The sequence below is a fragment of the Streptomyces sp. NPDC057010 genome (assembly GCF_042673805.1).
Lineage (GTDB): Bacteria > Actinomycetota > Actinomycetes > Streptomycetales > Streptomycetaceae > Streptomyces.
In genome coordinates this window covers 1-20,316 of record NZ_JBHUSC010000074.1, presented here as the reverse complement: position 1 = coordinate 20,316, position 20,316 = coordinate 1, and the positions used below count along the sequence as shown (strand labels likewise).

At 71.4% G+C, this 20,316-nt stretch carries 17 protein-coding genes; 4 read left to right on the top strand and 13 right to left on the bottom strand.

Annotated elements, in window-relative coordinates; all coding sequences use genetic code 11:
- Positions 1-31 precede the first annotated feature (31 nt).
- From ruvX to ACFTXQ_RS33910, 4 genes are read right to left on the bottom strand one after another with little or no spacing between them, the layout of a single operon-like run.
- A complete protein-coding gene (gene ruvX / locus ACFTXQ_RS33925) occupies positions 32-502 on the bottom strand; it encodes a Holliday junction resolvase RuvX (protein WP_030028999.1) in 471 nt (156 codons plus the stop codon).
- Positions 503-505: 3 nt separating this feature from the next.
- Positions 506-3,175 (bottom strand): alanine--tRNA ligase, encoded by a 2,670-nt coding sequence (gene alaS, locus ACFTXQ_RS33920; protein ID WP_382648676.1) that lies wholly within the window; start codon positions 3,173-3,175, stop codon positions 506-508.
- Positions 3,175-3,537 carry a DUF6167 family protein gene (locus ACFTXQ_RS33915; protein ID WP_382648673.1) on the bottom strand — a complete coding sequence of 121 codons (363 nt, stop codon included), beginning with the start codon at positions 3,535-3,537 and terminating at the stop codon, positions 3,175-3,177. The genes alaS and ACFTXQ_RS33915 overlap by 1 nt, the downstream gene beginning before the upstream one ends.
- 8 nt (positions 3,538-3,545) lie before the next feature.
- Positions 3,546-3,974, bottom strand: coding sequence for a DUF948 domain-containing protein (locus tag ACFTXQ_RS33910; RefSeq protein ID WP_382648670.1), 429 nt, complete (start codon positions 3,972-3,974; stop codon positions 3,546-3,548).
- A 148-nt stretch (positions 3,975-4,122) separates the two neighbouring features.
- Between ACFTXQ_RS33910 and ACFTXQ_RS33905 the strand changes: the two genes are divergently transcribed.
- On the top strand, positions 4,123-6,258 hold the full coding sequence (locus tag ACFTXQ_RS33905; protein WP_382648667.1) for an ATP-binding protein: 2,136 nt from the start codon (positions 4,123-4,125) through the stop codon (positions 6,256-6,258).
- Between the two features lie 20 nt (positions 6,259-6,278).
- On the opposite strand, the gene rpsD is transcribed toward ACFTXQ_RS33905, so the two are convergent.
- Positions 6,279-6,890, bottom strand: a complete 612-nt coding sequence (rpsD, locus tag ACFTXQ_RS33900) for a 30S ribosomal protein S4 (RefSeq protein ID WP_030294564.1) — start codon at positions 6,888-6,890, stop codon at positions 6,279-6,281.
- A 55-nt stretch (positions 6,891-6,945) separates the two neighbouring features.
- On the opposite strand from rpsD, the gene ACFTXQ_RS33895 reads away from it, so the two are divergent.
- Positions 6,946-7,833, top strand: coding sequence for a DUF2470 domain-containing protein (locus tag ACFTXQ_RS33895; RefSeq protein WP_382648664.1), 888 nt, complete (start codon positions 6,946-6,948; stop codon positions 7,831-7,833).
- 229 nt (positions 7,834-8,062) lie between these two features.
- On the opposite strand, the gene ACFTXQ_RS33890 is transcribed toward ACFTXQ_RS33895, so the two are convergent.
- The 4 genes from ACFTXQ_RS33890 to ACFTXQ_RS33875 form a co-directional block, all read right to left on the bottom strand.
- Positions 8,063-9,418, bottom strand: coding sequence for a replication-associated recombination protein A (locus ACFTXQ_RS33890; RefSeq protein WP_382648661.1), 1,356 nt, complete (start codon positions 9,416-9,418; stop codon positions 8,063-8,065).
- Between the two features lie 40 nt (positions 9,419-9,458).
- On the bottom strand, positions 9,459-10,073 hold the full coding sequence (locus tag ACFTXQ_RS33885; protein WP_382648659.1) for a vitamin K epoxide reductase family protein: 615 nt from the start codon (positions 10,071-10,073) through the stop codon (positions 9,459-9,461).
- A 184-nt stretch (positions 10,074-10,257) separates the two neighbouring features.
- Positions 10,258-11,517, bottom strand: coding sequence for a histidine--tRNA ligase (hisS, locus tag ACFTXQ_RS33880; RefSeq protein WP_382648656.1), 1,260 nt, complete (start codon positions 11,515-11,517; stop codon positions 10,258-10,260).
- A gap of 10 nt (positions 11,518-11,527) precedes the next feature.
- The gene (locus tag ACFTXQ_RS33875) at positions 11,528-12,238 is read right to left on the bottom strand and encodes an MBL fold metallo-hydrolase (protein WP_382648653.1); all 711 of its coding nucleotides are present in this window, start codon (positions 12,236-12,238) and stop codon (positions 11,528-11,530) included.
- Between the two features lie 153 nt (positions 12,239-12,391).
- Between ACFTXQ_RS33875 and ACFTXQ_RS33870 the strand changes: the two genes are divergently transcribed.
- Positions 12,392-13,174: a peptidylprolyl isomerase gene (locus ACFTXQ_RS33870; protein WP_382648650.1), complete on the top strand. Its 783-nt coding sequence runs from the start codon at positions 12,392-12,394 to the stop codon at positions 13,172-13,174.
- A gap of 190 nt (positions 13,175-13,364) precedes the next feature.
- Entirely contained in the window at positions 13,365-14,594 is a 1,230-nt protein-coding gene (locus tag ACFTXQ_RS33865; RefSeq protein WP_382648647.1) for a DUF349 domain-containing protein, read from the top strand.
- 65 nt (positions 14,595-14,659) lie between these two features.
- On the opposite strand, the gene ACFTXQ_RS33860 is transcribed toward ACFTXQ_RS33865, so the two are convergent.
- The 4 genes from ACFTXQ_RS33860 to ACFTXQ_RS33845 are packed head-to-tail and all read right to left on the bottom strand — an operon-like array spanning position 14,660 to position 20,069.
- Positions 14,660-15,802, bottom strand: a complete 1,143-nt coding sequence (locus ACFTXQ_RS33860) for a caspase family protein (RefSeq protein WP_382648644.1) — start codon at positions 15,800-15,802, stop codon at positions 14,660-14,662.
- Positions 15,786-16,226, bottom strand: coding sequence for a hypothetical protein (locus ACFTXQ_RS33855; RefSeq protein ID WP_382648641.1), 441 nt, complete (start codon positions 16,224-16,226; stop codon positions 15,786-15,788). The genes ACFTXQ_RS33860 and ACFTXQ_RS33855 overlap by 17 nt, the downstream gene beginning before the upstream one ends.
- Positions 16,219-17,580: a protein kinase gene (locus tag ACFTXQ_RS33850; RefSeq protein ID WP_382648638.1), complete on the bottom strand. Its 1,362-nt coding sequence runs from the start codon at positions 17,578-17,580 to the stop codon at positions 16,219-16,221. Before ACFTXQ_RS33850 ends, ACFTXQ_RS33855 begins: the two co-directional genes overlap by 8 nt.
- 47 nt (positions 17,581-17,627) lie before the next feature.
- A complete protein-coding gene (locus ACFTXQ_RS33845; RefSeq protein ID WP_382648635.1) occupies positions 17,628-20,069 on the bottom strand; it encodes a RelA/SpoT family protein in 2,442 nt (813 codons plus the stop codon).
- Positions 20,070-20,316 lie beyond the last annotated feature (247 nt).

Here is a 20,316-nt window from a genome sequence, read left to right as displayed (position 1 = left end):
TCTCATCGCGCGGAACGTTACCGTATCGCGATCAGACAACCACTTCGACGCACTCACCGGGCGGATTACCTGATACCCGTTCGGTCTCAAGAGCGTTCTGAAGGATCACCACAGCGGCCGCCTGGTCGATGACCGACCGGCCCTTCTTCGCGTTCCTGCCGGAGGCCCGCAGCCCCTGGGCGGCGGTGACCGTGGTCATCCGCTCGTCCACCAGACGGACCGTCACCGGCTTGATGCCCTTCGCGAGTTCGTTCGCGAAGGCGCGCACCTTGGCCGCGGCCGGCCCCTCCCGCCCGCTGAGCGAGCGGGGGAGGCCGACCACGACTTCGAGGGGCTCGTACTCCTCGACGAGCTGCCGCAGCCGCCGGTGGGCGAAGGGGATGTCCCGTCCCGGAACGGTTTCCACCGGTGTGGCCAACACCCCATCGGGGTCGCACGAGGCGACTCCGATACGGGCGTCCCCCACGTCGATGGCGAGCCGGCGGCCGCGGCGCAGTGTCATCGGTCAGGCCGTCTCTACGACGAGGCGCTCGACCGCGGCGATGGCCTCCGGGACGGCACCCGGGTTCTGGCCGCCGCCCTGGGCGACGTCCGGCTTGCCGCCACCGCCGCCGCCGAGGGTCTTGGCGGCCGTACGGACCAGGTCGCCGGCCTTGAGGCCGCGCTCGCGGGCCGCCTCGTTGGTGGCGATCACGGTCAGGGGGCGGTCATTGGCCACGGTGAACAGGGCCACCACGGCCGGGCGGTCGCCCGGGATGCGGCCGCGGACGTCGAGGACCAGCTTGCGCAGGTCGTCGGCGCCGGTGCCGTCCGGCACCTGGCCGACGACGAGGGCGACGCCGTGGATGTCCTGGGCGTTCTCGGCGAGACCGGCGGCGGCCTGGAGGACCTTCTCCGCGCGGAACTTCTCGATCTCCTTCTCGGCGTCCTTCAGCTTGCCGAGCATGGAGGCGATCTTCTCCGGCAGTTCCTCCGGACGGCCCTTGACCAGCTCCTGGAGCTGGGCGACGACCGTGTGCTCCTTGGCGAGGAAGTTGTACGCGTCCACGCCCACGAGGGCCTCGACGCGGCGCACGCCGGAGCCGATGGAGGACTCGCCGAGCAGCTTCACCAGGCCGAGCTGGCTGGTGTTGCCGACGTGGGTGCCGCCGCACAGCTCCTTGGAGAAGTCGCCGATGGTCACGACGCGCACGCGCTCGCCGTACTTCTCGCCGAACTCGGCGATGGCGCCCTGCTTCTTCGCCTCGTCGATGCTCATGATCTCGGCGGTGACGTCCAGCTCGCGCGAGAGCACGTCGTTGATCTTCTGCTCGACGTCGGTGAGGACCGTGCCGGGAACGGCGTTCGGCGAGCCGAAGTCGAAGCGGAAGCGGCCGGGCGAGTTCTCGGAACCGGCCTGGGCGGCCGTCGGGCCGAGGGCGTCGCGCAGCGCCTGGTGGGTCAGGTGCGTGGCCGAGTGGGCGCGGGCGATGGCCCGGCGGCGGTGGATGTCGATGGCGGCGTACGCGGAGGCGCCCACCGTCACCTCGCCGACCTGGACGGAGCCCTTGTGCACGGAGACGCCGGGGACCGGCTGCTGGACGTCGCGGACGTCGATGATGGCGCCGGAGTCGAGCTTGATGCGGCCCTGGTCGGCGAGCTGGCCGCCGCCCTCGGCGTAGAAGGGGGTGCGGTCGAGGATGACCTCGACGTCGTCGCCCTCGGTGGCGGCGGGCGCGGGCATGCCGTTGACGATCAGGCCGACGACGGTGGACTCGCCCTGGGTGGTGGCGTAGCCGGTGAACTCGGTGGCGCCGGCGTTGTCGGCGATCAGGCGGTAGGCGGAGACGTCGGCGTGGCCGGTCTTCTTGGCCTTGGCGTCGGCCTTGGCCTTGTCCCGCTGCTCCTTCATCAGGCGGCGGAAGCCGGTCTCGTCCACGGAGAGGCCCTGCTCGGCGGCGATCTCCAGGGTGAGGTCGATCGGGAAGCCCCAGGTGTCGTGGAGCAGGAACGCCTTGTCGCCGGGCAGGACCGTGCCGCCGGCGGCCTTGGTCTCGGTCACGGCGCTGTCGAGGACGTTGGAGCCGGCGTTCAGCGTCTTGAGGAAGCGGGTCTCCTCGGCGAGCGCGACGGTTTCGATGCGCATGCGGTCGGTGAGGAGCTCGGGGTACTGCTGCCCCATCGTGTTGATCACGACGTCGACGAGGTCCTGCACGACCGGGCCGGTGGCGCCCATGAGGCGCATGTTGCGGATGGCGCGGCGCATGATGCGGCGGAGCACGTAGCCGCGGCCTTCGTTGCCGGGGGTGACGCCGTCGCCGATGAGCATGACGGAGGTGCGGATGTGGTCGGCGACCACGCGCATGGACACGTCGGTGTCGTGCGCGGCGCCGTACCGGACGCCGGTCAGCTCGGTGGCCTTGTCCATGACCACGCGCAGGGTGTCGGTCTCGTACATGTTCTGTACGCCCTGCAGGATCATCGCGAGGCGCTCGAGGCCGAGACCGGTGTCGATGTTCTTCGACGGCAGGTCACCGAGGATCGGGAAGTCCTCCTTGCCCTCGCCGGCGCCCCGCTCGTACTGCATGAAGACGAGGTTCCAGATCTCCACGTACCGCTCGTCGTTGACGGCGGGGCCGCCCTCGACGCCGAACTCGGGGCCGCGGTCGTAGTTGATCTCGGAGCAGGGGCCGCAGGGGCCGGGGACGCCCATGGACCAGAAGTTGTCCTTCTTGCCCAGGCGCTGGATGCGCTCGGCGGGGACGCCGATCACGTCGCGCCAGATCGTCTCGGCCTCGTCGTCGTCGAGGTAGACGGTGATCCAGAGCTTCTCGGGCTCAAGGCCGTAGCCGCCGTCCGCCACGGAGCTGGTGAGCAGCTCCCAGGCGTACTTGATGGCGCCTTCCTTGAAGTAGTCGCCGAAGGAGAAGTTGCCGCACATCTGGAAGAACGTGCCGTGGCGGGTGGTCTTGCCGACCTCTTCGATGTCCGGCGTACGGACGCACTTCTGCACGCTGGTGGCGCGGGGGGCCGGGGGCTTGGTCTCGCCGAGGAAGTACGGCTTGAAGGGCACCATGCCCGCGTTGACCAGCAGCAGAGTCGGGTCGTCCGCGATGAGCGACGCCGAAGGGACAACGGCGTGACCGCGCTCCTCGAAGAAGCTCAGCCAGCGGCGGCGGATTTCAGCCGACTCCATCAGTGGTCCTCATTCCGGTTGTACGTAACCGCCGAGCGGTTCGATCGGGGGGTGGTCTTGGCGTGCGGGTCGTACTCGATGGCCCGCAGCCGCCGCGGCCCGGGAAGGGCGGTGACGTTGTCGGGCCGGTCGGGATCCTGGTGGAGTCCCAGTGCATCGTTCAGCTCGTCCTCGCGCTGCGTCATTCCCGCTCTGACGTCGAGGGCGAAGTCCTTGAGGCGGTGGCCCGCCTCCACGGCCTTGTCGGCGGCCTGGGCGGCGAGGCTCTCCGGCGTCAGCTTCTTCAGCTGCCGGTTGACCTTGGTGGTGGCCCACACGCCGGCTGCGGCGCCTGCGGTGAACCAGAAGGCTCGGCGGAACATCGGTGGTCTCAGCCCTTCTGCTTCCTGCGCCTGGCCGCCGGCACCGTACGGCCAACGATCACGCTACGTCGGGATGTCTTCGCGGGCACCTCATCGGCCTTGCCCAGCGCCTTGCGGACGCCGTAGCCGAAGGCCGCGACCTTGACCAGCGGTCCCCCGAAGGTGGAGGCCACGGTGGAGGAGAGCGCGGAGGCGTTGGAGGTGACCTCCTGGACGTCGCTCGCGATCGCGTCGACCCGGTCGAGCTGGGTGCGCGCGGAGCGGACGGTCGTGGAGGCGTCGGCGAGCAGCGGCACGGCCTGGTCGGTCACGTCGGCCACCAGTTTGGTGGTCGCCTTGAGCACCTGGGCCAGCCTCACCAGCACGACGGCGAGGAAGGAGACCAGGATGGCCCAGAAGACGGCCACGAGGATCCCGGCCACCTCTCCACCGGACACGTCACACCGCTCTCTGTCTGTACTTGGACTGCGCTGAAGATTCGTCCTCCGACCCTATCGCGCCGGAGATCCCCGCCCGTACCGGAATTCGGGGTCCGGTGTGATCGCCTTGTACGCAGCGCTTACGGACCAGTACCCTCCGTGTCCCATGCAGCAGAGGACGTACGGCAATCTTCCCTCGGAGCTGGGCGGGTTCGTCGGGCGGGGTGCCGAACTGGCCGGGCTGGGGCGGCTCCTGGAGTCCTCCCGGCTGGTCACGGTGACCGGCGTGGGCGGGGTCGGCAAGTCCCGGCTGGTGATCGCGGCGGCCCGGGCGGCCGCGGAGCGGGCGCAGGAACGCTACTGCGACGGGATGTGGCTGGCCGAGCTGGCGACCGTGCGCGATCCGGCGCTGCTGGAGCTGGCCCTGGCGGAGGCGTTCGGGCTGACGGACCACACCACCCGGCCGCCGCGGACGGTGCTGGCCGAGCATCTGGCGGGCCGGCGGCTGCTGCTGGTGCTGGACGGCTACGAGCAGCTGGTCGAGGAGGCCGCCGAGCTGGTCCGGGAGCTGCTGCGCCGCTGCCCCGGTCTGCGGGTGCTCGCCGCGGGCCGGCGCCCGCTGGCCCTGGAGGGGGAGCTGGTCTTCCCGCTGGCCCCGCCGGCCCCGGAGGAGGCGCTGGCCCTGCTGGTGGCCCGGGCGGCCGCGGCCGACCCGTCCTTCGCGGTGACGGAGGCGAACCGGGCGGCGCTGGCCGAGCTCTGCGCCCGCCTCGACGGGATCCCGCTGGCCCTGGAGCTGGCGGCGGGGCGGCTGCGGGCCCTCTCTCCCGACCAGGTGCTGGCCCGGCTGGAGGACCGCTTCGCGCTGCTGACGGGCGGGGCGCGCGGGGTGCTCCCCCGGCACCGGGCGCTGCGTACGGCGATCGGCTGGAGCCACGAGCTGTGCACGGCGGCGGAACGGCTGCTGTGGGCGCGGCTGTCGGTGTTCGCCGGGCAGTTCGACCTCGACGCCGCCGAATACGTGTGCGCGGGGCCCGCCCTGCCGGTGGAGGAGGTGCTGGACCTGGTCGGGGAGCTGCTGGCCCAGTCCCTGCTGGTCAGGGAGGAGACGGCGGCCGGGGTCCGCTACCGGATGCTGGAGACCGTACGGGTGTACGGGGCGGGGTGGCTGGAGTCCTCGGGGGACGCGCGGCGGCTGCGGCGGCGCCACCGCGACTGGTACGTGGGCCTGGCGACCTGGTGCGAGCTGGAGTGGTTCGGCCCGCGCCAGGAGGAGGTCGCCGCGCTCGTGGAGGCGGAGCTGCCGAACCTGCGGCTCGCGCTGGAGTGCTGCCTGGACGAGCCCGACGAGGTCCACCTGGGCCAGTACCTGGCGGGCACGCTGTGGTTCTACTGGGCGGGCTGCGGCCGGCTGACCGAGGGCCGGCACTGGCTGGACCGGGCCCTGGAGGCCGCGGACCGGGCGGCGGCCGGGTACGAGGACTCGCGGCTGAAGGCGCTGTGGGTGCTGGGCTACGTGGCCGCGCTCCAGGGGGACGCGGTGGCCTCGATGCGCGCCCTGTACGAGTGCCGGGACGGGGCGGCGGAGAGCGGGAACGCCCTGGCCGCGGCCTACGCGGTGCACCGGCTGGGCTGTCTGGCCCTGGTCTCGGACGACATGGCGAGGGCCGGGGAGCTGCTGGGCAGGGGCCTGCGGGGGTACCGGTCGGTCGGGGAGCTCAACAGCAACGTGCTGATGTGCCAGGTGGAGCTGGCGATGGCGCTGGCCTTCCAGGGGGACCCGGCGGGCGCGCGCAGGCTGTGCGAGGAGGTCCGGGAGATCTGCGAGGAGCGCGGGGAGCGCTGGACGAAGGCGTACGCGCTGTACGTCCTGGCGTACGGGGCCCTCGACGCCGGGGACGCGCGGGGGGCGCGGCGGCTGCTGACGGAGTGCGTGGCGATCAACCACGCCTTCCACGATCTGGTGGGGCTGGTGCTCGCGCTGGAGCTGCTCGCGCTGGTCACGGTCGTGGAGGGCGACCCGGCCGAGGCGGCGGTGCTCCAGGGCGCGGCGGAGCCGATGTGGGGCGGGGTGGGGCTCCAGCTGTTCGGCTCGGGGTACTTCAACGCGCCGCGGCTGATGTGCCAGGAGCAGGCGGGCGAGGTCCTGGGCGCCGAGCGGTACGCGGCGTGCGCGGCCGAGGGGCGGGAGCTGAGCCGGGAGGCGCTGGTGGCGCGCGCGCAGCGGGCGGCGGCCCCGGCTCCGGAAACGCGGAAACCCGCCGCCCCCCGGAGGGGACGGCGGGCTTCCACCAGCCTGTGAGGGCTACGCCTGCCGGAAGATCAGCGGGCGTAGTACTCGACGACGAGCTGCTCGTCGCAGATGACCGGGATTTCCTTGCGGTTCGGGTCACGGTCCAGGCGGAAGGCCAGGGCCTTCAGGTTGACCTGCAGGTAGCGCGGGGTCTCGCCCTCGCCTGCGTAGCCACCCTCACGGGCAACCTGGAACGGAACCTTCTCGCGGCTGCGCTCGCGCACGGTGATGACGTCGTCCGGGCGGACACGGAACGACGGCTTGTCGACCTTGCCACCGTTGACCTCGATGTGGCCGTGAACGACCATCTGGCGGGCCTGGTAGATGGTGCGGGCGATGCCCGAACGCAGGACCAGGGCGTCGAGGCGACGCTCGAGCTCGACGACCAGCGCCTCGCCCGTCTTGCCCTCGGCCTTCTTGGCGCGGTCGTACGCGCGGGCCATCTGACGCTCAGAGATGTCGTACTGAGCGCGCAGACGCTGCTTCTCGAGCAGACGGACCTTGTAGTCCGAGTTCTGCTTGCGGCCACGGCCGTGCTCGCCCGGCGGGTAGGGGCGGGCCTCGAAGTACTTGACGGCCTTCGGGGTCAGCGCAATGCCGAGGGCACGCGACTTCTTGACCTTGGGTCGCTTCTGGTTCACGGGGAACCTACCTCCATGTAAGTTAGGTGAGGCTTACCTTAGCGAGGAGGACGTAATGTCTCGACCACATGGGATCCCCCTGCCCAGTGCGCAGCGCAGTTCGGATTCAGACGAAACAGAATCCGCTTGCGCCGACGATAAGCAAGGTCAGCCGCGTCCCAGGGAAGGCGTTCGGCAGCTCACCGGAGCCGAACGCGTACGAACCCTCGTAGAGTCCAACGCCTCAGTATCCCTCACGCTGCCGGGTGCTCGTGACCAGGTGCAGTCTCTTGACCAGGGAGAGTTCGGGACAGGGATGCCGGCCGCTCGGACCGTCACCCCGGACGGGGACGTGATTCTCCTGGTACCAGGGGAATCCGCGGCTGCCAGGGCAGCCGCATACGCCCAGGACGACGACCTCACCGCCGTGATCGAGATCACGGACGTGGCGCCGGTGTCCGTGCCCCATCGTATCCGAGGCCGCGCGTGGCTGGCCGGGTGGCTGACGACGGTCCGCGGGGACGACCGCGCGGCCTGCGCCGCGCTGCTCGCGGAGCGGCACCCGGTGGGCGAACTGCTGGGGCTGGCCGACTCCCGGTGGCGGCTGCTGCGGCTGGAGGTCGGCGAGATCTCGGTGGACGACCTGTGGGGCGCGGAGCACGTGGACCCCGAGGAGCTGGCCGGGGCCGAGCCGGACCCGATGGTCGCGCACGAGACGGAGCTGCTGCAGCACCTGCACGCCGCCCACGGCGACCGGATCGGCGACCTGTGCGGGCTGCTGGGCGCCCGCGGGGCCGACGGCATGACGGCCGTCCCGCTCGCCCTGGACCGGCTGGGCCTGCGCGTGCGCTTCAGCGGTGGCGCGGCGGGCTCCTTCGATGCCCGCTTCGACTTCCCGGAGCCGGTGGCGGACGTCTGCGGCCTGCGCCGCGCGATGCACACGCTGTTCACGGCCGCCCGCTGAGGGCAGGTGCCCGGTGCCCGGTGCCGCCGGCAGGGCGCCGCTGCGCGGAGCGCTCCCCTACCCGCCCTTCCACCGTTCCCGCCTCAGACGCCGGCGCGGCTCACTGCACGGCGCTCCGCGCCCGCGCCTCAAACGCCGGCGGGGCTGGAATTGCCCTGCGGGCAATCCAGCCGCACCAGGCGGACGGCAGCGGCCGAATCCAGCCCCGCCGGCGTTTGGGCCCCGGGGGTCAGGAGCCGGCGCCGCGCAGCCGGTCGCGGACCTTTTCCACCACGTCCGCGTAACGGGCCTCGGCCCCGTACCGCGTCGGCTCGTAGTACCGCTTGCCGTGGACCTCGTCCGGCGCGTACTGCTGGGCGGCGATCGCCCCCGGCACGTCGTGCGGGTACACGTACCCCACCGCGTGCCCCAGCTTCGCCGCGCCCTTGTAGTGCCCGTCCCTCAGGTGCGGCGGAACGGAGCCCGCCAGCCCGGCCCGGACGTCCGCCAGCGCGGCCCCGATCGCCGTCGTGGCGGTGTTCGACTTCGGGGCCAGGGCCAGCGCGATCGTGGCGTGCGAGAGGGTCAGCGCCGCCTCCGGGAAGCCGATCATCGCCACCGCCTGGGCCGCGGCCACCGCGAGCGGCAGGGCCGTCGGATCCGCCAGGCCGATGTCCTCGCTCGCCGAGATCATCAGGCGCCGCGCGATGAACCGCGGGTCCTCCCCCGCCTCGATCATCCGGGCCAGGTAGTGCAGCGCCGCGTCCACGTCCGAGCCCCGGATCGACTTGATCAGCGCGCTCGCCACGTCGTAGTGCTGGTCGCCGTCCCGGTCGTACTTGACCGCCGCCCGGTCGACCGCCTCCTCCACCGTCTGGAGGGTGATCTCGGACTCCCCCTTGGCGATCGCCGAACCGGCGCCGGCCTCCAGCGCCGTCAGCGCCCGCCGTGCGTCGCCGCCGGCGATCCGCAGCAGGTGCGCCTCCGCGTCCTGCGGCAGGGTCACGGCGCCGCCCAGGCCCCGCTCCTCCGTCAGCGCCCGCCGCAACAGCCCGCTCAGGTCCTCGTCGGTCAGCGGCTCCAGCGTCAGCAGAAGGGAGCGCGACAGCAGCGGGGAGATGATCGAGAAGTACGGGTTCTCCGTGGTCGCCGCGATCAGCGTCACCCAGCGGTTCTCGACGGCCGGGAGCAGCGAGTCCTGCTGCGCCTTGCTGAAGCGGTGGATCTCGTCGAGGAAGAGGACGGTCTCCTTGCCGTAGCCGCCGGCCGCGCGCTTCGCGCCCTCGATGACGGCCCGGACCTCCTTCACGCCCGCCGTGATGGCGGAGAGCTCCACGAACCGCTTCTGCGTGGCCTGGCTGACCACGTAGGCGAGGGTGGTCTTCCCGATGCCCGGCGGCCCCCAGAGGATCACCGACGAGGCACCGGCCGGTCCCCCGGCCCCTTCCCCCACCAGCCGCCGCAGCGGCGAACCCGGCTTCAGCAGGTGCTGCTGTCCGACCACCTCGTCCAGGGTGCGCGGGCGCATCCGGACGGCGAGGGGCGAGCTCGCGGGGTCCTTTTCCCGGCGGTCTTCGGCAGCTGCGGTGAACAGGTCTGGTTCCACACCGGAAGCCTATGCGAGCCCACCGACAGTCCCGCCGTCCCTACGAGGTCCAGAAGTCCCACCAGCGCGTCAGGATCAGCATGCCGATGATCCCGATGTGGAGCACCGGGAGCACCCAGGTGAACTCGTCGAGGAAGCCCTTGAGCCAGCCCGGAGCGGGCAGCAGCCCCTGGCGGACGTTGTGCGAGGTGACGTACCAGAACATGACGATCGTGGCGACCCAGGCCAGGCAGCACCACAGGCACAGCGAGTTGATGTTGTACAGCGACTGGTACGTCAGCCAGGCGCAGAACCCGACGCCGAAGAGGGTGCCGGCGTTCAGCGTCAGCCAGTACCAGCGGCGGAACCGGGCCCCGGCCAGCAGGCTCATGCCGACGCAGATCACGATCCCGTAGGCGACCAGGCCCAGCATGGGGTTCGGGAAGCCGAAGGCGGCCGCCTGCTCGCTCTTCATGATGTTGCCGCAGGAGACGATCGGGTTCAGGCTGCAGCCCGGGGTGAAGTTCGGGTCCTCCAGCAGCTTGAACTTGTCGAGCGTGATCACCCAGGCGGCGAGCAGCCCCGCGGCCCCGGTGATCACCAGCAGCAGGGCCAGCGCACGGCTGCCCCCGGTCGTCTTCGGGGCGGTGTCCGCGTCCGCGCCTCGTGTCGTCATCCCGCCCGCTCCACATCTGCAAGGTCATCAAGCACGGGCCATTGTGCCGTATCGCGCCGCGGGTCCCCCGTTCGTTCGGGATAAGGGCCGCGGAGCCGGATGGGCCCGGGCGGGCCCCGCAGCGCGGAAGGGGCGGGGGCCGCACCGCGGCTCCCCACCCCTTCCCTCCGGCTTGCCGGCCGGCTCAGGCCAGCTTCGCCCGCAGTACGTCGACCACCTCGGCCACCGCGACCGGGGCCTGCTCGCCGGACTCCATGTCCTTCAGCTGGACCACGCCCTCGGCCAGGTCGCGGTCTCCCGCGACGATCGCGAAGCGGGCACCGCTGCGGTTCGCGTCCTTCATCGCGCCCTTGAGGCCCTTGCCGCCGTACGACATGTCCGCCGCGACGCCCGCCTTGCGCAGCTGCGTCACCAGCCCGAACAGCACCGGCTTGGCCTCGCCCAGAGCCACCGCGAACACCGACGTCGACGCCGGGATGTCGAGTTCGACGCCCTCCGCCTGGAGCGCGAGGACCGTACGGTCCACACCCAGCGCCCAGCCGACCGACGGCAGGGCCGGTCCGCCGATCATCTCGGACAGGCCGTCGTAGCGGCCGCCGCCGCCGACCGCGGACTGCGAGCCCAGACCGTCGTGCACGAACTCGAAGGTGGTCCGGGTGTAGTAGTCCAGGCCGCGCACCAGCTTCTCGTCGTCCTCGAAGGCGACACCGGCGGCCGTGATCAGCTCGCGGACCTCCTCGTGGTACGCCTTGCAGGCGTCGCAGAGGTAGTCGCGCAGCATGGGCGCGCCCACGAGCTGCTTCTGTACGTCGGTGCGCTTGTCGTCGAGGACGCGCAGCGGGTTGATCTCGGCGCGGCGGACGGTCTCCTCGTCGAGGTCCAGTCCGCGCAGGAAGGCCTGGAGCGCTTCGCGGTACACCGGGCGGCACTCCTTGTCGCCCAGCGAGTTCAGCAGGATCCGGAAGTTGCGCAGGCCCAGCGAGCGGTACGCCTGGTCGGCCAGGATGATCAGCTCGGCGTCCAGCGCCGGGTCCTCGGCGCCGATCGCCTCCGCACCGACCTGCGAGAAGTGGCGGTAGCGGCCCGCCTGCGGCTTCTCGTAGCGGTAGTACGAGCCCGAGTACCAGAGCTTGACCGGCAGGTTGCCCTTCTTGTGGAGGCTCGCCTCCAGCGCCGCGCGCAGCACGGAGGCCGTGCCCTCGGGGCGCAGGGCCAGCTGGTCGCCGCCCTTGGTCTCGAAGGCGTACATCTCCTTGGAGACGATGTCGGTGGACTCGCCCACACCCCGGGCGAAGAGGCCCACGTCTTCAAAGCCGGGCGTCTCGATGTAGCCGTAGCCGGAATTCCGGAGCGGGGCCGCGATGGCCTCGCGCACCGCCAGGTACTTCACGGATACCGGCGGAATCAGGTCGTACGTGCCCTTGGGGGCCTGAAAAGTAGCCACGAAACTCTCGTCACATTCCTCGTCGTGGAGCGGCGGTGCCGTCTCCCAGGCCGGCGGCGACCTCCCGCAGGTACGGGTTGGTCACGCGCTCGCGGCCGATGGTGGTCTGGGGACCGTGGCCGGACAGCACCACGGTCGAGTCGTCGAGCGGCAGGCACACGCGGGCCAGCGACTCGAGCATCTCGGCGTGGGAGCCGCCGGGCAGGTCGGTGCGTCCGATGGAGCCGGCGAAGAGCAGGTCGCCCGAGAAGAAGACCGGCGGGATGTCCGCCAGCTCGGGCATGCCGAAGGTCACCGACCCCTTGGTATGCCCCGGCGCGTGCGCCACGGAGAAGTCCATTCCGGCCAGCTTCAGCGCGGCGCCGTCGGTCAGCTCGCGGACGTCGTCCGGTTCGCCCACGGTGAGCTCGCCCATGAGCGGCATCCCGATGGAGCGGCCGAGGGCCTTCTCCGGGTCGCTCATCATGTAGCGGTCCTCGGGGTGGATCCAGGCCGGTACGTCGTGTGCTCCGCACACCGGGACGACCGAGGCCACATGATCGATGTGGCCATGGGTCAGCACGACCGCGACGGGCTTGAGCCGATGCTTCTTCAGCGTCTCCTCGACACCCTGCGTGGCCTGGTGGCCCGGGTCGATGATGACGCACTCCTCGCCGGCGGCGGGGGCGACCACATAGCAGTTGGTGCCCCAAGCCCCTGCGGGGAACCCGGCAATCAGCACGTTCGTCCTCAATCGTCGTCCGGCGGGAGGCTGCAGATCGGAATGCTGCTGCTCAGAGCCTACCGGCGCCGCTCATTACACAGCGAACCCATATACGGTACGGCCTAACCCAGCCCGGACAGCGGTACCAGACACGCACAAGGAGACGACCCGGTGGTCACGAGCGATCAGCGGCGGCGACAGCTCGCCAGGGAGAAGTACGAGCGCCAGCAGAAGCGCCGGGCGGAGGCCCGCCGCAAGGCCCGTCAGCGCACGGCGATCATCGGCGCGGCGGTGGCCGTGGTGGTCGCGACGCTGGTCGGCCTGATCGTGGGCGGCGTCTTCGACAAGGACAAGAAGGACCAGGCCGCGGACCCGTCGGCGAACCCGTCGGCCTCGCCGACGCCCAAGCAGTCCCCGTCGCCGGAGATGGCCATCGACCAGAAGGCGAAGTACACCTTCGCACTGAAGACCAGCGCGGGCGACATCAGCTTCGCGATGGACGCGGCGAAGACCCCGCAGACGGTGAACTCCTTCAAGTCGCTCGCCGACAAGGGCTTCTTCGACAACACGAAGTGCCACCGCCTGACGACCAGCGGCATCTACGTGCTCCAGTGCGGCGACCCGCAGGGCACCGGCATGGGCGGCCCCGGCTACACCATCCCGGACGAGAACCTGGACGCGCTGGGCAAGGCGAACGAGCAGGGCCAGGTCGTCTACCCGGCGGGCACGGTGGCGATGGCCAACACCGGCCAGCCGGGCTCGGGCGGCAGCCAGTTCTTCCTCGTGTACAAGGACAGCCCGCTGGCGCCCTCGTACACGCCGTTCGGCAAGATCGACGCGGCCGGCCTGAAGGTCCTGGAGGACATCGCCAAGACCGGTACGGCCGACGGCGGCCAGGACGGGGCCCCGAAGAACGAGGTCAAGATCGAGAAGGGCACCGTCACACAGAACTGACGGGAGGCCCGGCGGCCCCGGGCGAGGCCGGCCTCCCGCCCGTACGCCGATATTCCGTCGTGCGGGATGCGGACAGCCGGCCCGGCGGTCGCCTATGTTGGCGTTGTGCAGGGCGGGCGCTGCCCGCCCCAGGAAACTGTGGACGATGCCCGGGGGTGACCCCTCACAGGCATCAGGTGGAGGAGGCGCTGTGAGCAGCGACCCGTGGGGCCGAGTCGACGAGACGGGCACCGTGTACGTGCGTACTGCCGATGGCGAGAAGGTCGTCGGCTCGTGGCAGGCGGGCACCCCTGAGGAGGCCCTGGCCTATTTCGAGCGCAAGTACGAGGGCCTGGTGGTCGAGATCGGCCTCCTCGAAAAGCGGGTGCGGACCACCGATCTGTCCGCCAAGGACGCGCAGACGGCGATCGACCACCTGCGCACGCAGGTGGACGAGCACCACGCCGTGGGCGACCTCGACGCACTGCGCGTACGGCTGGACAAGCTGGTCGCGACCGTGGAGTCGCGGCGTGAGGAGCGCAAGGCGCAGAAGGCCAAGCAGACGGACGAGGCCCGTGCGGCCAAGGACGCCCTGGTCGTCGAGGCCGAGGAACTGGCGCAGAGCGATCAGTGGCGCAGCGCGGGCGAGCGGCTGCGGGCCCTGGTGGACATCTGGAAGGGTCTGCCGCGACTGGACCGCAAGTCGGACGACGAGCTGTGGCACCGCTTCTCGCACGCCCGCTCGGCCTTCTCCAAGCGCCGCAAGGCGCACTTCGCCTCGCTGGACGCGCAGCGCGAGGACGCGCGCAAGGTGAAGGAGAAGCTGGTCGCGGAGGCCGAGTCGCTGTCGAAGTCGACCGACTGGGGTCCGACGGCCGCCCGCTACCGCGAGCTGATGGCGGACTGGAAGGCGGCGGGCCGGGCGCAGCGCGAGGCCGAGGACGACCTGTGGAACCGTTTCCGCGGTGCGCAGGACGTGTTCTTCGCGGCCCGCAGCGAGGTCTTCGCGGTGCGCGACGCCGAGCAGGTGGAGAACCTGAAGCTGAAGGAGGAGCTGGCCGACGAGGCCGAGAAGCTCGTCCCGGTCACGGACCTGAAGGCGGCCCGTGCCGCGTTCCGCTCCCTCAACGAGCGCTGGGAGGCCATCGGCCACGTGCCGCGGGACGCCCGGCCGAAGGTCGAGGGCCGGATGCACGCGGTGGAGCGGGCCATCCAGGAGGCCGAGGAGGGCGAGTGGCGCCGTACGAACCCGGAGGCGCGGGCGCGTGCGGCCGGTCTGACGGGGCAGCTCCAGGCGGCCGTCGACAAGCTGCGCGAGCAGATCGACGCGGCGCGCGCGGCGGGCAACAACGCGAAGGCCGACAAGCTGGCGCGTGAGCTGGAGGGCCGTCAGGCCCTGCTGGACCAGGCGCTGAAGGGCCTGGAGGAGTTCGGCGGCTGATACCCGCCCACCGACAGGAAAGCCCCGGTACGGATCTTCCGTACCGGGGCTTTCCCACTGGCGGGTCACTGGAGGGCCCGGCTGCCGTCCTGGAGGAGGTCCAGGGCGTGTTCGAGCACCTCGCAGGCCTGGATGTGGTTGCCGGACTCCTGGAGCAGCGCGGCGAGCCGCCGGCACACCTGTATGGCTTCGGGCCCGTAGAACCGGTGCACCTGCTGGAAGGCCTGCTCCAGCACCTCCATGGCCTCGCGGGTCTGTCCGGTCTCCTCCAGCATGTCGGAGAGTTCGAGCTGGACGGCGATCAGGTCCCCCTCGCCGTCGGACGCCCGTTCCTGGAGTGCGAGGCGCAGCACGGGCAGCGCGTCGCGGGTGCGGCCGGCGGAGCGCAGGGTGCGGGCGAGCCCGAGACCGGCGACGACCATGGCGGAGCGGACGTCGGCGTGCAGGACGGGGCCGGCGGGGGTGCCGCGCACGGCGCGGGCCCGGTTGCGGACGAGCCGCAGGCGTCCCATGCCCATTTCCTGGGCGTGCTGCGGCAGCGGGCGGTTCTTGCCGCGCAGCCGGTTCTCCATGGTGCGGCACAGGGTGTCGAGGTCGATCAGTTCGGGTCCCTCGCGGATCCCTTCGCGCAGGATGGTCAGCAGTTCGCCGGTGAACGCGGTGTGCCGTTCGCCGTCGGGCGCGAGGGCCACCCGGTCGCGGGGGGAGGCCGTGAGGACGTACGCGCCTTCGACGGCGGCCTGGGTGGCGAGGGCGTCCTCCCCGCCGGCGAGGGTGCTGGCGGCGCGCCCGCTGAAGCAGCAGTCGAGGATCACCACCTTGCGCCGGGCCTGGGATTCGCGCAGGGCGGACCGCAGGTGCTGGTAGGCGACGGCGGTGTAGCCGACGTGTTCGCGGGAGCCCTGGAGGGCGAGGTAGAGGTCGGCGGTCGCCGCGTCCCGCATGCCGTGCCCGGCGTAGTAGACCAGCAGGGTGTCGGTGGCCTCCTCCCCCGCCCGGTTGACCGGGTCGAGCAGCTCGGCGGGGTGCTGGGGGTCCAGTACGAGCGTGCAGTGCTGCTCGGGCAGTCCCCAGATGGTCGCGTCGCACAGCTCGGCGGCCAGGTCCTTCACGTTGGACTCGACGGCCGGGAGCGCTGCCAGGTGCCGGTAGCCGGCGCTGCCGATGAGGACCGCCCGTGAGGCCGCCGGGTCAGGCAGTCCCGTCATGGTCCCCGTCCGCGTTCCCGCTGTGGCCTCCGCTTCCGCTTGCGCTTCCGTGCTCCAGTGCCGCGACGATGCGGCGCAGGGCTTCGGGGTCGTCGGCCTCGTCCCCGGTGAGCGTGACCTCGTAGGGGCCGTGGCGCACGGTGAGGGCGGGGGGCCGACGGCGCGACGCCTGCCACTGCAGTACGGAGAAGACCAGCGATCCGGTGGACAGGCCGCTGCCGACGGCCAGTTGGAGGAGGTCGAAGCCGGGCGTCCCCATGGGCGTGCCGCCCGCTGCCGTTGCCGGCTCGCCGCTCCCGATCCGTCCGCGCACGTCACGGCGGAGCGACTCGTCCTCGCTCAGCCAGAGCATCAGCGACCGCAGTTCGGTCTCCGAGCCCCGGCCCGGCCGGTGGTGGTCCACCTGTAACGCGTACTCACTCATCCCCTGTGCCCCTCCCGTGTCCGTGGTGCGCGGTGACCCGCGCGAACAGCTCCAGTGCCTGTGGTGCCTTGCCCTGCCGGGCCAGGCACACCGCCTGCCAGTACTGGCAGGCGAGGGTGGTCGGATGGCCGGGCCCGAGCGTCTCCACGCAGAACGCGCCGAGTCCGCTGAGCCGGTCCATGGCCTCGCTCAAGCGCCCGCGCTGGATCAGGCCGACCGCTTCGCGCTGGCGGGACAGCGCGGTCTGCTCGGTCATCCGGCTGTGCACCAGGCGGCGGGTGCTCTCGCTGAGGGTGACGCGGTCGGTCCCCAGCGCGGGCTCGGGCTGGGGCTCGGGCTCGGGCTCGGGCTGCCGAGGGGGCCGGACGTCGACCTGGTGCCAGTCGTACTCGGGACCCTCCGCGGGCTCCTCGTCCTCGAGCTGCGGCATGGGCGCGTACGGCGGCATGGGCGGCACGGACGCGTAGTTGTCCATCGGGCGGACTTCCTGCCGGACGGCGTCGTAGTCCAGCGTGAGGTCCTCGTCGTCCGCCCAGGGCCGGATCAGGGCCTCCGCCGCGGCGGCGCTGGGGGTGCGGGCGGCCGGGTCCCGCGCGCTGAGGGCGTCCACCGCGGCCGACAGCCCGGCGGGGACCGCCACCGGGCCGTCGCTCAGCGAGGGGATTCCGTCTTGGACGGCACGGAACAGCAGCACCCCCACGTCCTGCACGTCACCGAACGGGGAGGCCCCGGTCAACATGTGGTGCAGGCAGGCCCCCACCCCATACACATCGGAGGTGGCCTGTGGCGGCTGGCCCGTGATGCATTCCGGTGCCATGTACTGGGGGGTCCCGAGCAGATCCTCACCTGTGCGGGTCAGGGCCGCCTCGCCGGTCAGCCGGGCCAGCCCGAAGTCGTAGAGGACCACCCGGCCGTTGGAGGTGACCCGGATGTTGGCGGGCTTCACGTCACGGTGGAGCACGCCCTCGCGGTGCGCGGCGCCCAGCCCGGCCAGGGTGTCGGCAGCGATCCGGCAGGCCTCTCCCAGGGGCAGTGCGCCGTTCCCGCGGACCAGCTCGGAGACGTCCGTTCCGTCGAGGAACTCCATCACGAGGAACGGCGTGTAGTCGTCGACCCCGACGTCGTACACGCTCACCACGTTGGGGTGGCTGATCCGGGCGAGGGCCCGCGCCTCGGCCTCGAAGCGATCGACCGCGCTCCGGCTGAACGCGCCGTACGCCGTCAGGACCTTGACCGCGACGCGACGCTCCAGCCGCCTGTCATTGGCCTCGAAGACGGTGCCCATGCCACCCCGACCGACCGCGCGTATCGGTTCGAAGCGCTTGGCGAGCCCAAGCGGGAAGACGGCGGCCACGTGATCCCCCCGGGTGGCATCAGAGAGCGGCGGTCAGGCGGCCTCGGTCAGGGCCTCCTTGCAGATGTCACACGGTAGACGTCGTAGACGCCCTCCACACCCCTAACGGCCTTCAGAACGTGCCCCAGGTGCTTGGGATCGCCCATCTCGAAGGTGAAGCGCGAGGTGGCCACGCGGTCGCGGGAGGTCTGGACGGCCGCCGACAGGATGTTGACGTGCTGGTCCGACAGGACGCGGGTGACGTCCGACAGCAGCCGGGACCGGTCCAGGGCCTCGACCTGGATGGCGACGAGGAAGACGGAGGACTGGGTGGGCGCCCATTCGACCTCGAGCATCCGTTCGGGCTGCTGGGAGAGCGAGTCGACGTTGACGCAGTCCGCGCGGTGAACCGATACGCCGCTGCCCCGCGTGACGAACCCGATGATCGGGTCGCCCGGTACCGGGGTGCAGCAGCGGGCCAGCTTGACCCACACGTCCTCGACGCCCTTGACGACCACGCCCGGGTCGGCGTTGGCGCGCCGCTTGCCGCGGGCGCGGGCCGGCGGAATGCTCTCCTCGATGTCCTCGTTGGCCGCCTCCTCGCCGCCGAGGGCCTGCACCAGCTTCTGTACGACGCCCTGCGCGGCCACGTGGCCCTCGCCGATCGCCGCGTACAGGGACGAGATGTCGGGGTAGCGCATCTCGTGGGCGAGGGTGACGAGCGAGTCGCCGGTGAGGATGCGCTGGATCGGCAGGTTCTGCTTGCGCATGGCCCGCGCGATGGCGTCCTTGCCGTGCTCGATGGCCTCGTCTCGGCGTTCCTTGGAGAACCAGGCGCGGATCTTGTTGCGGGCCCGCGGGGACTTGACGAAGCCGAGCCAGTCGCGGGAGGGGCCCGCGCCCTCGGCCTTGGAGGTGAAGACCTCGACCAGGTCGCCGTTGTCGAGCGTGGACTCCAGCGGGACGAGGCGGCCGTTGACCCTGGCCCCTATCGTCCGGTGGCCGACCTCGGTGTGGACGGCGTACGCGAAGTCGACGGGGGTGGCGCCGGCGGGCAGCGCTATGACGTCGCCCTTCGGCGTGAAGACGAAGACCTCGTTGCGGGAGAGGTCGAAGCGCAGCGAGTCGAGGAACTCGCCCGGGTCCTCGGTCTCCTTCTGCCAGTCCAGCAGTTGGCGCAGCCACGCCATGTCGTTGACGGTGTCCTGGCCCGCGCTGCCCTTGGCGGCCTGCGGCACGTCGGTCCGTACCTTCGAGGTGCCGGCGACGGTCTGCTGCTTGTACTTCCAGTGCGCCGCGATGCCGTATTCGGCGCGGCGGTGCATGTCGAAGGTGCGGATCTGGAGCTCGACCGGCTTGCCGCTGGGTCCGATGACCGTCGTGTGGAGCGACTGGTACATGTTGAACTTGGGCATCGCGATGTAGTCCTTGAACCGGCCGGGGACCGGGTTCCATCGCGCGTGCACGGTGCCGAGGGCGGCGTAGCAGTCCCGTACGGTGTCGACGAGGACGCGGATGCCCACCAGGTCGTAGATCTCCGCGAAGTCACGGCCTCGGACGATCATCTTCTGGTAGACGCTGTAGTAGTGCTTCGGGCGGCCCGTGACGGTGGCCTTGATCCGGGCGGCCCTGAGGTCGACCATCACCTCGTCGGTGACGACGGCGAGGTACTCGTCGCGCTTGGGCGCCCGCTCGGCGACCAGGCGGACGATCTCGTCGTACATCTTGGGGTAGAGGATCGCGAAGGCGAGGTCTTCGAGCTCCCACTTGATCGTGTTCATGCCGAGGCGGTGTGCCAGCGGGGCATAGATCTCGAGGGTCTCGCGGGCCTTCTTCTCCTGCTTCTCCCGCTTGAGGTAGCGCATGGTGCGCATGTTGTGCAGGCGGTCCGCGAGCTTGATGACCAGGACGCGCGGGTCCTTGGCCATGGCCACGACCATCTTGCGGACGGTCTCGGCCTGGGCGGCCTCGCCGAACTTGACGCGGTCGAGCTTGGTGACGCCGTCCACGAGCAGGGCGACGGCGTCGCCGAAGTCGCGGCGCAGGTCTTCGAGGCCGTACTCGGTGTCCTCGACGGTGTCGTGCAGCAGGCCGGCCATCAGGGTGGCGGGGTCCATGCCGAGCTCGGCGAGGATGGTGGTCACCGCGAGCGGGTGGGTGATGTACGGGTCGCCGCTCTTGCGCTTCTGGCCGCGGTGCCAGCGCTCGGCGACCTGGTAGGCCTGTTCCAGCTGGCGCAGCGTCGACGTCTCGATCTTCGGGTCGTTGCTGCGGACTATGCGGAGGAGGGGCTCCAGGACCGGGTTGTACGGGTTGGAGCGCTGCACGCCGAGACGCGCGAGGCGGGCGCGCACCCGGTTGGAGGACCCGGCCGATTTCACCGGCGCGGGCCTCACCGGCGGCGCGGGCGCCGGCGCGGGTGCGGGGGCGGGCGTGGCGGCGGGCGCTGCGGCCTGCTCGGCCTGCGGGTCGGGCTGCGCGGCGGAGAGTGGCTGGACCTCGTCTGGCAAGAGCGCTCCTCTGGGGGTCCCCCCGAACGAAGTATGGGGGAGGATCCGGTGCCCGTGTCCGGTCCGGATAAACCATGGTAGCGAGCCTTCCGCCCCCTCGTTCTCCGAGCCCACGCCTCGGGCGTCCGCCGCCGGTCCGCCGCCGGTCCGCCGCCCCGGACCCCGCGCCTCAAACGCCGGCGGGGCTGGATTCGCCTCCGACGGCGCCTCGAATGGCGGCGGGCTGAGACTGCCTGCGGGCAATCCG

What these genes read in the sequence shown, in the direction of transcription:
- ACFTXQ_RS33915 (WP_382648673.1), bottom strand. Translation starts at nt 3,537, where the DNA reads ATGTTCCGCCGAGCCTTCTGGTTCACCGCAGGCGCCGCAGCCGGCGTG.
- ACFTXQ_RS33905 (WP_382648667.1), top strand. Translation starts at nt 4,123, where the DNA reads ATGCAGCAGAGGACGTACGGCAATCTTCCCTCGGAGCTGGGCGGGTTC.
- ruvX (WP_030028999.1), bottom strand. Translation starts at nt 502, where the DNA reads ATGACACTGCGCCGCGGCCGCCGGCTCGCCATCGACGTGGGGGACGCC.
- ACFTXQ_RS33855 (WP_382648641.1), bottom strand. Translation starts at nt 16,226, where the DNA reads ATGAGTGAGTACGCGTTACAGGTGGACCACCACCGGCCGGGCCGGGGC.
- ACFTXQ_RS33885 (WP_382648659.1), bottom strand. Translation starts at nt 10,073, where the DNA reads ATGACGACACGAGGCGCGGACGCGGACACCGCCCCGAAGACGACCGGG.
- ACFTXQ_RS33895 (WP_382648664.1), top strand. Translation starts at nt 6,946, where the DNA reads ATGTCTCGACCACATGGGATCCCCCTGCCCAGTGCGCAGCGCAGTTCG.
- alaS (WP_382648676.1), bottom strand. Translation starts at nt 3,175, where the DNA reads ATGGAGTCGGCTGAAATCCGCCGCCGCTGGCTGAGCTTCTTCGAGGAG.
- ACFTXQ_RS33860 (WP_382648644.1), bottom strand. Translation starts at nt 15,802, where the DNA reads ATGACGGGACTGCCTGACCCGGCGGCCTCACGGGCGGTCCTCATCGGC.